The organism is Mesorhizobium sp. Cs1321R2N1, from assembly GCF_037179725.1.
GTDB lineage: Bacteria > Pseudomonadota > Alphaproteobacteria > Rhizobiales > Rhizobiaceae > Mesorhizobium > Mesorhizobium salmacidum.
The window spans coordinates 1-10,375 of the sequence record NZ_JAPYKP010000178.1; the positions used below are offsets into that span (position 1 = coordinate 1).

General features: G+C 59.5%; 11 protein-coding genes and 1 tRNA gene. 6 read left to right on the forward strand and 6 right to left on the reverse strand.

Going from position 1 to position 10,375, the window contains the following annotated elements; translation table 11 throughout:
* Nucleotides 1-128: 128 nt before the first annotated feature.
* Nucleotides 129-527 carry a winged helix-turn-helix transcriptional regulator gene (locus O7A61_RS28605; protein WP_140770061.1) on the reverse strand — a complete coding sequence of 133 codons (399 nt, stop codon included), beginning with the start codon at nucleotides 525-527 and terminating at the stop codon, nucleotides 129-131.
* Between the two features lie 89 nt (nucleotides 528-616).
* On the opposite strand from O7A61_RS28605, the gene O7A61_RS28610 reads away from it, so the two are divergent.
* Nucleotides 617-1,543 (forward strand): NADP-dependent oxidoreductase, encoded by a 927-nt coding sequence (locus O7A61_RS28610; protein WP_337132623.1) that lies wholly within the window; start codon nucleotides 617-619, stop codon nucleotides 1,541-1,543.
* Nucleotides 1,544-1,605: 62 nt separating this feature from the next.
* Here O7A61_RS28610 and sciP read toward each other — a convergent pair whose 3' ends face one another.
* Nucleotides 1,606-1,881 (reverse strand): CtrA inhibitor SciP, encoded by a 276-nt coding sequence (sciP, locus tag O7A61_RS28615; RefSeq protein ID WP_006203587.1) that lies wholly within the window; start codon nucleotides 1,879-1,881, stop codon nucleotides 1,606-1,608.
* Between the two features lie 286 nt (nucleotides 1,882-2,167).
* On the opposite strand from sciP, the gene mnmA reads away from it, so the two are divergent.
* A complete protein-coding gene (gene mnmA / locus O7A61_RS28620; RefSeq protein ID WP_027146757.1) occupies nucleotides 2,168-3,358 on the forward strand; it encodes a tRNA 2-thiouridine(34) synthase MnmA in 1,191 nt (396 codons plus the stop codon).
* Nucleotides 3,359-3,400: 42 nt separating this feature from the next.
* Here the strand turns inward: mnmA and O7A61_RS28625 are convergent, their stop codons facing one another.
* Nucleotides 3,401-4,366, reverse strand: a complete 966-nt coding sequence (locus tag O7A61_RS28625; protein ID WP_027146756.1) for a Gfo/Idh/MocA family protein — start codon at nucleotides 4,364-4,366, stop codon at nucleotides 3,401-3,403.
* A gap of 239 nt (nucleotides 4,367-4,605) precedes the next feature.
* On the opposite strand from O7A61_RS28625, the gene O7A61_RS28630 reads away from it, so the two are divergent.
* Nucleotides 4,606-4,682, forward strand: a tRNA-Met gene (locus O7A61_RS28630).
* On the opposite strand, the gene O7A61_RS28635 is transcribed toward O7A61_RS28630, so the two are convergent.
* On the reverse strand, nucleotides 4,661-6,259 hold the full coding sequence (locus O7A61_RS28635; RefSeq protein WP_337132624.1) for a recombinase family protein: 1,599 nt from the start codon (nucleotides 6,257-6,259) through the stop codon (nucleotides 4,661-4,663). The two genes, O7A61_RS28630 and O7A61_RS28635, sit on opposite strands and share 22 nt — an antisense overlap.
* Nucleotides 6,260-6,881: 622 nt before the next feature.
* Here O7A61_RS28635 and O7A61_RS32675 point away from each other — a divergent pair.
* Nucleotides 6,882-7,115, forward strand: coding sequence for a helix-turn-helix transcriptional regulator (locus O7A61_RS32675; protein ID WP_442921128.1), 234 nt, complete (start codon nucleotides 6,882-6,884; stop codon nucleotides 7,113-7,115).
* Between the two features lie 343 nt (nucleotides 7,116-7,458).
* Complete coding sequence (locus O7A61_RS28640; RefSeq protein WP_337132626.1) at nucleotides 7,459-8,586, forward strand: reverse transcriptase domain-containing protein; 1,128 nt, start codon at nucleotides 7,459-7,461, stop codon at nucleotides 8,584-8,586.
* Between the two features lie 19 nt (nucleotides 8,587-8,605).
* Here O7A61_RS28640 and O7A61_RS28645 read toward each other — a convergent pair whose 3' ends face one another.
* A complete protein-coding gene (locus tag O7A61_RS28645) occupies nucleotides 8,606-9,133 on the reverse strand; it encodes a hypothetical protein (protein WP_337132627.1) in 528 nt (175 codons plus the stop codon).
* Between the two features lie 153 nt (nucleotides 9,134-9,286).
* Here O7A61_RS28645 and O7A61_RS28650 point away from each other — a divergent pair, with 153 nt between their 5' ends.
* Complete coding sequence (locus O7A61_RS28650; protein ID WP_337132628.1) at nucleotides 9,287-9,625, forward strand: helix-turn-helix domain-containing protein; 339 nt, start codon at nucleotides 9,287-9,289, stop codon at nucleotides 9,623-9,625.
* Here the strand turns inward: O7A61_RS28650 and O7A61_RS28655 are convergent.
* On the reverse strand, nucleotides 9,591-9,920 hold the full coding sequence (locus O7A61_RS28655; RefSeq protein ID WP_337132629.1) for a hypothetical protein: 330 nt from the start codon (nucleotides 9,918-9,920) through the stop codon (nucleotides 9,591-9,593). The genes O7A61_RS28650 and O7A61_RS28655 overlap by 35 nt on opposite strands.
* Between the last annotated feature and the right edge of the window lie 455 nt (nucleotides 9,921-10,375).

The following is a 10,375-nucleotide window of genomic DNA, read 5'->3' on the forward strand; positions in this document are numbered from 1 at the left end:
TCTCGACGCAGCGGCGTCAGACGGGCATTCTTGTGGATGTTCATTCGGACCCTCCGATGTGTACTGAAGCCTGGTAACTCCAGTCTCCTCGGTTCGGTCCGAATGGACAACCTCCCGAAAGCTCACACCTAGGCCGCCCAGTCCACCTCGTTTCCGGCGATCGCCCTTGCGCGGGCATCCTTGATATCGGGGGCATGCTGCTCCGCCCATGATCTGATCTGGGTAAGCAGTCCCGCCAGGTTCAGGCCGAGCTCGGTCAGTTCATATTCGACGCGCGGCGGAATGACCGGATAGACCTCTCGCCGCACCAGGCCATCACGCTCCAGCACACGCAAGGTCTGGGTCAGCATCTTGGGCGTGATGCCTTCGAGCTTGCGGGCAAGCGCGCCATTGCGCTGCCGGCCGTTGCGCAGCGCACAGACCACCAGATAGACCCATTTGCTGGCCAGCATCTCCAAAACGGTATGCGACGGACATGTCCGCCGGAACGCGTCGTAGCCAAGGGGGGAGTCGCAATCACTATCCATGAGGTGCCTATATATCAAAAAGGTGCATACTGGACAATAGGCCCTTACTCTCCAAATGATAGTGGCGTTAATCAAGCAGGAGAGATTTCATGCGTGCCGAAACCCAGAATTCCGTTGGCGGGCCCGACGTTCTTGTCACCGCCGAATTGCCCGATCCCACACCGAAGGCCGGCGAGGTGCTGGTCCGCGTCAAGGCGGCCGGCATCAATCCGGTCGATGGCGCGGTGCGCGCGGGCAACTATCCGCTGCTCGGCGAGCCACCCTTCATCCTTGGCTGGGATATTTCGGGGACGGTCGAGGCACTGGGCGCCGGCGTTACCAGCTTCAAGGTCGGCGACGAAGTGTTCGGCATGCCGCGCTTCCCCAAGCAGGCGGCGGCCTATGCCGAACTGGCGGCCGTGCCGGCCGATGAGATCGCGCTGAAGCCGACGCGGGCGGACCACATCCAGGCCGGCGCATTGCCGCTGGCCGGTCTCACCGCCTGGCAAGGTCTTGTCCGCCATGGCGGACTGAAATCGGGCCAGCGCGTGCTGGTGCACGCCGGAGCTGGCGGCGTTGGCCATCTGGCCGTGCAGATCGCCAAGGCGCGTGGAGCTTACGTCGTCGCCACGGCCAGCCCGGGCAAGCTCGACTTCGTACACAAGCTCGGCGCCGATGAGGTGATCGACTACACCAAGGGTGATTTCACCAGCCAGATCAGCGACATCGACCTGGTGCTGGAGCCGGTGGGCGGCGACCATGCCGATCGCTCGCTGAAGGTGCTGAAGCCCGGCGGCGTGCTGGTATCATTGCTCAACGTCAACGACGCCACGCGCGCCGACGCCAGTTCGCGCGATATCAGGGTCGAGCGCATGTCGGTCGTGCCCGACCGAGAGGGCCTGATTGAGCTCGCCGGGTTGATCGACGCGCAAAAGCTTGCGGTCCACGTGGCCAGGACTTTTCCGCTCGATCAGGCTGGAGCCGCCCACGCCTTTCTCGCCACCAGGCCGATCGGCAAGGTAGCGCTGACGGTCTGAGCGGCGACACCGAAAGCAAAAGGGCGCGGCATGCCGCGCCCTTCGATCGTGGTGAGACCGGCCTAGTGCCGGTATTGCTGGATGCGCGTAGTGCGCAGCCCGGCAAGGCCGTATTCGTCGATCGACGCTTGCCAGGACAGGAATTCCTCCGTGGTCAGCTTGTAGCGCTGGCATGCCTCTTCAAGGCTCAAAAGTCCGCCGCGCACCGCTGCAACCACTTCCGCCTTGCGCCGGATAACCCAGCGACGCGTGTTCGTCGGCGGCAGATCGGCAATCGTAAGAGGGCTGCCGTCAGGCCCGATAACGTATTTGACTCTAGGTCTAACCAGATCGGTCATCGTACTCTCTACAAAAAACTCAAAGACCCAATCCCCGCCACGTTACCGCCACAGCTTTAAAAATTGCCTAAGCAGACCCTAATGACTAGGTAAGGATCATGAACGCCGCGTTAGTCTTTTAGCGGGCATTTGAAATATCCGGCTGGAAACCCTGTTTAGCCGGAAGGAATGTACCCACTCACAGCGTCCGCCACGCGCCGCGGGTTGTCCTGCAAGCTGGCGCCGCATGAAAGCTTGACCTATATTCTCGACATTGGCATTTGAGCTGCCGCAGAATGAAAGCACCATGAACAGTCTCGACCTTCCCAGACGTCCCGAAGAGACCCGCATTGTCGTCGCCATGTCGGGCGGCGTCGATTCATCCGTGGTCGCCGGCCTGTTGAAGCGCGAGGGCTATGATGTCGTCGGCGTCACCTTGCAGCTCTACGATCATGGCGCGGCAACGCATCGGGCCGGATCATGCTGCGCCGGCCAGGACATCGACGATGCCCGCCGCGTCTCCGAGACGCTGGGTATTCCGCACTATGTGCTCGATTATGAGGAGCGGTTCCGCAAGGCGGTCATCGACCCCTTCGCCGAAAGCTATGTCGCCGGCGAAACACCCATTCCTTGCGTTTCCTGCAACCAGACGGTCAAATTCGCCGATCTCCTGGCCACGGCCAAGGATCTCGGCGCCGACGCGCTGGCCACCGGCCACTACATCCGCTCCGGGGCCAATGGCGCCCACCGCGCCCTCTACCGGCCGGTCGACGCCGACCGCGACCAGAGCTATTTCCTGTTCGCCACCACGCAGGCGCAGATCGATTATCTGCGCTTTCCGCTCGGCGGCCTGTCGAAGCCGCAGGTTCGCGCCATCGCCGAGGAGATGGGGCTGACGGTCGCCGCCAAGCAGGACAGCCAGGACATCTGCTTCGTGCCGCAGGGCAAATATTCCGACATCATAGCCAAGCTGAAGCCGGCCGCCGCCAATCCGGGCGACATCGTCCATATCGACGGCCGCGTGCTCGGCCGCCACGAGGGCATTCTGCGCTACACGATCGGCCAGCGCCGGGGCATCGGCATCGCGTCCGGCGAGCCGCTCTATGTCGTCCATCTGGACGCCGAGCGCGCCCGTGTCGTGGTCGGCCCGCGCGAGGCACTGGAGACGCACAAGATCTATCTGCGCGACATGAACTGGCTGGGAGACGGCGCGCTCGCCGATGTGCCGGCCGGCGGCATCGAGCTGTTCGCCAAGGTGCGCTCGACCAGGCCGCCGCGGCCGGCCGTGCTGCGCCACGAGGCAGGCGTGACCTCGGTCGAGCTGGCCGATGGCGAATCGGGCATCGCGCCCGGACAGGCCTGCGTGCTCTATTCCGACGACGGCAACGAGGCCCGCGTCTTCGGCGGCGGCTTCATCGTGCGCTCAGAGCGCGGCGCCGAAGCCGAAGCGATGCTGAGCCGGCTCGCCGAAAAGCCGGCGCAAATTCCCGCCGAGTAGCTCTCCCCGCCCGTCGCACCAGGAGGGCGACACGGCCCTTCCTCAGGATGTGGATTTGGTGTGGGTGACGGTGCCCGCCGTCAGGATGCGCAGCACCCTGATCGCTTCCTCACCGCTGGTGCGTGGTTCGGCGCGGGTCCCGATGCACTGGATGAAATGTTCAAGTTCGCGAGTCAGCGGCATGCCTTGGGCAACCGCGACATAGGACGGCTCATTGGTGGTGAACGCCCACTGGCCGCTGTCCTGCCACACGGCGTGGCGGTAGACGGCGAGCTTGCGCTCCCATGGCTCGACATCGTCGAACACCGCCATCGCCTTGGTGCCGACCACGGTCAGCCGCCGCTCGCGATAGGGGTTGAGCCGCGACGTGAAAAGATGGCTGCGCAGGCCATTGGGAAAGCGCATATGCAGATGCGCGAAATCGCTGAGATTGTCGAGGAGTGCCGCCCCCTCGCCGCGCACCTCGATCGGCTCGGTGCCGGTGATGGCCAGGATCATCGACAGATCGTGCGGCGCGAGGTCCCATAGCGCATCGTTCTCGGTATGGAACTTGCCGAGCCCCAGCCGGTGCGAATGGATGTAGCGTACCTCGCCGAGTTCGCCCTTGTCGATCAGCTCTTTGAGCGTCTCGAAGGCGGGATGGAAGCGCAGGACATGACCGACCATGAACACGCGGCCATTGTCCTTGGCCGCCCGCACCGCGCGCTCGGCATCCGGCACCGTCAGCGCGATCGGCTTTTCCACCAGCACGTCCTTGCCGTTCTCGACGGCGCGCACGGCAAGATCGGCATGGAACTGCGGCGGCAAGGCCATGATGATGGCGTCGATGTCATCGTGGACGAACAGCTGGTCCGGCGCGATCGCCAGGCAGTCCTGTTCACTGGCGAAACCTTCGGCGCGGGCACGATTGGTGTCGGAAACCGCGTGCAACGCGCCGAGCGCCTTGAGGGTGCGGATGTGGTTGGAGCCCCAGTATCCGCAACCGAGGACTGCAATGCGCGGCTTCATCTGTTTCAAACTCTAAAAACTCGTGGCCGAGACATAGCGACGTGCCCCGTCGAACTCAACCCCGGCGGCTGCAAGCAGGTGTTCGCGCGGCAAAGCTTTTCTCCAGGGAGAATATGCGCCGATATCGAATGCATCGAAGCTTGACAGGCTCGCCCTCCCAACCTTATATCCGCGCGACCTTGGCGAACGCCTCGAAATGCCTTTCGATTTAAGGCGGATTTCGGGCCTGTCGCCGCCCTGGCGGGGTAGCTCAGTTGGTTAGAGCACGGGAATCATAATCCTGGGGTCGGGGGTTCAAGTCCCTCTCCCGCTACCATCGTTAACAACACCGAGGCTCCCAAAGCCTTGCGCCCCTACGAGGGCGTTCAATCTACCCCGGATGTTGACGCTAACCGCGCCGTGTCTATCGCGGCTTGGAAATACCGTGACGCTATCCACCAGTTCCCGGATCGCGTTCGCACCTTCGCTGTTGCCGTTGTCGATGCCGTCTTGAAGCTCTTCTCTCAGGCGACCCAATTTCGCCTCGTACTGAGCGAGCGCATGCGGGTGAAGCGCTATGACATTTGCCTCTTTCGGGACGATCTCCAATTCACGCTCGAATTGCTGGCGCGCGGCTCGAAGGACATGCACTCTGTCACCTACGTCGTCGGGGGTGAGAAGGCCCTCAGCAATGCCAACAACTATGCGGTCGATTTGGCGCTGTTTTTCCGCAATCTGGCGCGTCAACGTCGAACGCCGTCGTTCCGAAGTTGCAACCAGGCGCTTCCTCTCGGCCACATAGGCTTCGATGAAAAGGGTGACCTTACGCGGCTCCCTCAGTTCAGCCATTAAGGCACTGATCACCACCGCTTCAACTATATCGAGATAGCAGGTCTTTGGGTCGGGACACGTTCCGCTCTCGCGCGCGGCTGAACACCTGATGCGCGTCCTCCCTGACTTATCTTTCCCGCAGGTGGACATGCCAGCACCGCAGACCCCACAGCGCAGCACGCCAGATAGCACCCGCTTTGGGCGGCGGTGTGTCTCTGGTCTCTTTCTGGTGGCTGCGATCCGCAGTTCGTGAACGCGGTCAAAGGTCTCGTCAGATACAATCCGCAGGTGGGGTGCTGCTGCGGCTTGCCGCTCCTCTGGTGCGTTAATCCGCGATACGCGCTTGCCGGTCTCGGGGTTCTTGACCATTCGCACCTTGTTCCAGACCACCCGCCCCACATACAGTTCGTTGTTCAGGATGCCGTATCCGCGCTGCGGATTGCCGCCAATAGTGGAGGCGTTCCAAGAATTGCCGCGCGGCGGAACAATTCCGCTTCGGTTCAGACTATGAGCGATCCTCCGAGGCGAGTTGCCTGCACGGTATTCAGCGAAGACCCGGCGAATAATCTCAGCCTCGGCCTCCACGATCTCCAACTCACCCGGCTTCCCCGGAACTGGTCGGTATCCGTAGGCTCGTCCACCAGCACTTCGACCTTCGCGAACGACGCCCGCCATGCCTCGACGGACCTTCTTCGCCCCGTCCTCCCGTTGCATTTGACCGACCAACCCCCGGAGGCCGACCATCAGGCTATCGACCGGCCCATCATTGACCGCCCTGATTTGTACCCCGGCGAATTGGAGACGTTTATGTATGCCCGCCAAGTCCTCCAAATCGCGCGACAAGCGGTCGAGCGCTTCGACAATGATGATTTCAAACTGGCCCGCTTTGGCTTTCTCCATTAGGTCGGACAGGCCATCCCTTCCGAACATCGACCCTCCAGATCGGGCGCGGTCTGCGAAAGTCGCTACAACCGACAGTCCTTCGCGGGCTGCATATGCACTGCAATATTCGAACTGATCTTCTACGGACCGAGGATTTTGCATCTCTGTCGAAAATCGACTGTAGATGGCGGCGCGCATCATCAATCCTCTTCTAAACTCACAAGATGATCCTCCATGGCAGCTTTCTTCGCAAGGAAGATCACCAGGCGGTCCAATGGATGTTGTGAAATTGATTTCACATTGGGAAAAGCCACCACGGTAGACCCACGCCTGACTGACGGTCCGGGGTCAGGGCGCGCTGGGGTTCGCCGCTTATTGAGAACGAGGGGCACGCACTTGCTCCAAAATGGATATGTGCGTGCGGAGATGCTGGCACGCACTTGCAGCGTGCCTGTCCGCGTGCCCTCACGGTCCGATAGCTCCAGCCCTAGTAGGCCAAGTAGCATTTACTCAACAAGCATCTTCATCGTACTCACCGTCATATCGAAGTCAAATTCCAAAATACAACGTAAGATAGAATATTGCTTACCTGCTAAGCAAAAACCATATCGCAAATTATTGAGTTCAATAGCAAAATAACGCTTATTAACAGCTTTGAACTTATTTGAGATTGTTCGCTTGACGCAGACAACGAACTTGATGATGATCAAAAACACAGCTTTGGTTGCCGATTTGGCGGAGGGATAGTCTCATTCCCATCGAAGCGCACTGAGGAGTGCGCTGGCAAACCAACGCCCGCGCTGTAAAGATAGGATCGCGGGCCATGAGACTTCGGATTGCATCCCCCAAGAAAATTAGCTCACCACTGAGCCGTTATGAGCAAGACCTGCTGTCGCTCGAAGAGGCAGCGCGATACCTCAATGTTAGCAAGAGCACACTTTTCCGGTGGCGGTCTCAGATGATAGGGCCTCGGTCATTCTTGCTTGGTGGGCGTGTCCGCTTTCGTCTCTCGGAACTAGATGCCTTCGTCGCCCGAAGCGAAGCCTCCGGCACGTGAGGCTACAATGGAGCGGGCAAAGCAAATCGAAGATGCAGTGCTGAGCGCAGTCGCAAAGCTGCAAAGGCGCTCACAATGCGCGGTAGAGAACGGAGAGGAAGGGGCTATGCCGTGGCCGCCCGGAGATGCGATGAGGCTAAGGAGCTTGGCGCGAAAATATGGGGACGCGCTCGCATCACTTGAACGTGCCGCTGTTGGTGGGAAGCGTGAAAAAACGAAGCGGCGGAGCCAAACTATTTTTTGTTCCTTCGCGACAAGGATTGCAGCTTCTGTGCGAGTGCTTGCTCGACGTAAGGCTCAATGCGCTCCTTCGGAGGTGATCGATTTCGCAGAAAACTTGGACATGGGACACATCACGCACGAGGTCGTTACGGTCCAACCTCTCACTGCGCACAGCGACATGTGGAAGCCCAAGGTGTTGTCGGGACACCGACGCGCCGCCCAGCAGATCATTTTGACGGACATGCTGTTCGTCCGCAACGGTGACAATCCTGGCGACAGCACCGTAGCGGGGTCGGGGGGTGAGAAGGCCGCATTTGCAAAGATCGGCGATTTATTTGAGGAGGGCTACTCCCACTGGGTCAGCATAGACATCAAGCAATTTTTCCTGTCCTTGAGACCGGCTCACCTTCGGGGGTTCCCGTTAGCCAAATGGGTAATTGAGAACCTGATTTTCCTTCCGAAGGAAGCCACGATCATTTTCAACGATAAGGCGCACCATCTTTCCTTGACGGAAAGGGAAGTGATGAAAATCGGAGAAAATGAATTTGAGAAAATGTGTTCGAGCTATCCTCTCGGATATCTCAAGTCGATGCTCAAAAAGGTCCGGCAGGGCCTACCTATGGGCGACCGTTCCAGCCCTCAAATAGCGCGCTCGTTTCTCGGACAGGAACTTCAGCAAGTGCTGGAGCAAGGGGACGCGGTATGGTTCAGCCATATGGATGACATACTGCTTGGAGCGCGCACCCGGAGGGGATTGGAACGGGCATTGAAGGCCCTGGTTGCAAGGTTAGGAAATCACCCTGCCGGACCCCTTGAGCTTCATCCGCATCGCCTCTCTACCGCAAGGGGAGGGTTTGAGTATCTCGGATATAAAGTCAGTCGGCGCAAGGATGGCAGCACCTATGTCCGCCCCGCTCTCAAACGATATGATCGGTTCCGACAAAGGCTGCTTTCCCTCTGGCAGGAGAAAGACGGTGCGTTTGAGTATGCTGCGTTTCATGCAATCGGAATGGGATACGCACGCAGATGGTTCAAATCCCACTCGGCATGGACGAAAGCTCCAAAAGACCCCAGCTCCTCGCACGATAACGGGCCAAGTTGGGAATACCTCATAGCCACCGTCTCTGAATGCCTGAACTACTATATGTACTGCGAATGGAGGAACGGCTTTATGTGGATTGGGAGGTACATCGACTTCGAGGCGGCCGAGGACTTCGAGCTAAAGACCTCCGCGATGCTCGCCTTCTGAATTTGCGTTTGTCGAACTATCAAAGGTCGCCGTTGATCGCAGCAGCATTTGATTTTCTCATCGCGGGGTCTTCCGCAGTGGAAAAGTAGACGAGGCTCTGGCGCACTGTGCCCGCATATCGATGGAGCGTCACCGACGCCTCGTCATCGCCCCAATAGCTCTGTATCTGGTCAAACTGTGCACCACTGCCATTCTGGACAACAGATCGGTGGACCGTTGGGGCACCGAATTTTGCACTTAGCGCTTGTTCGACGTTGGTGTAGTCGTCGGAATTGAATTGAAGCAGGATACGAACGACGCGCCCAGTTTTGCCGATGACTAGGTTCATTGCGGCTGGAGCCTGCGCGATGGTCACCCCCCCGTTGCAAACCTGCACACCACCAGCGCCTGCTCCACAATCAGCTCCGAGCTTCCGCTTAATAAATTCAGGGGTTGCGACTTCCCCAAGGACCACACCTTTGAAGTCGAACCGGCTATCTTCCCCGGCGTGAGCGACGGAAACGGTCACTACCGTTGCGAGGGCGAATGCAAACATGACCTGTTTCATCGTGAAAATCTCCCCATGTACGACTGCCGAAACGCCACTAGTAGCCGACCTGCGGATTTCCGCAAATAGGTTGCAAGTCTCAGAAAAATCAAGGGTTCCTGTCCCTAAAAGCGAATGCCGTCCCCGCTCTACACCTGATGTGTGGAGAAGCGAATGGAAGACCTGCGACGGCGTTTCGGTCGATTGGTGATGACACACCGCAAGCGCGCGGGCTACACCCAAGAGCAACTGGCAGAGCGAGCCGGGGTTAGTATCGACACGATCTCCAAGATCGAGATCGGGGCGACGGGCGCTCGCTTCCCCATGATCGAGAAGATCGCAGCGGCCCTTGAGGTTGACCCCGCTGAGCTATTCAGCCCTGAAATCCCCTCTGGGGCATTGCGGCGCGGCCCGCTGCTAGAGCTAATGACACGTTTGGCTGCTCTCTCCGAAAATGATCTTCAATGGCTCAAAGGCGTCATCGAGGCGGCTCTGAAGAAGGGACCCCGTTGACCATTCGGATACCAAAAGGCCACACGACCGCATTCGCGGGTAGCGGCATTTCGCTTTGCCGCTTCTGATCAGAACCGTCGACCATTGAAATGGCAACCACCACTTCGAACAGGTCGGACCTTCCGTCGTCGAGCGAAGACACGTCGCCGCAAAAATCGAAGCGTGGTCGAAGCATCACATAAACAATTCCGGCTCGGCCTTCCTGGTTGATAGTCACGAGGTATTGCCCCTCGTATTCTCCGCCACCCTGATACACGACCGAAACGTCGCCTATTGCCGGTGCCGCTTCGGGCACACCACCATCCACTATGTACCAGTCAGCGGTCTGGCGCGCGTTATTGGCAACCCCCGTCCAGTCATCCTGCTCGTTTGCAGCGTGTCCGGGAGGGCATTCCTTCGCATTTGGGCACTTGCAAGCAGGGTGGACAGGGCGGCATTCGCGGTCCCCCAACTGCTCATCCGATGAGCGGCGAGGAAACGGGAAGCCCATCCAAAAATCCGGCAGCATCTAGCCGAGATAACGGCTCTCATTGTGCCACCTCAGCGCTTCTACATCCGGTTTCGCATTTTGGGTCGTGGGCAAGGTGATAGATGAACCATGCAGTTCGTAGTAGTGCCGCCCGTGATCGTGTCCCAGGGAGTGGTGTAGCTGACGGTTTGGTCGCCGCGCTCTCCGGCAAGGGGCCGGGATGATCAGCGTGCCACAGCTGGCAGGCTGATGAGGGGATCATCGCTCATTTGGCTGATGGT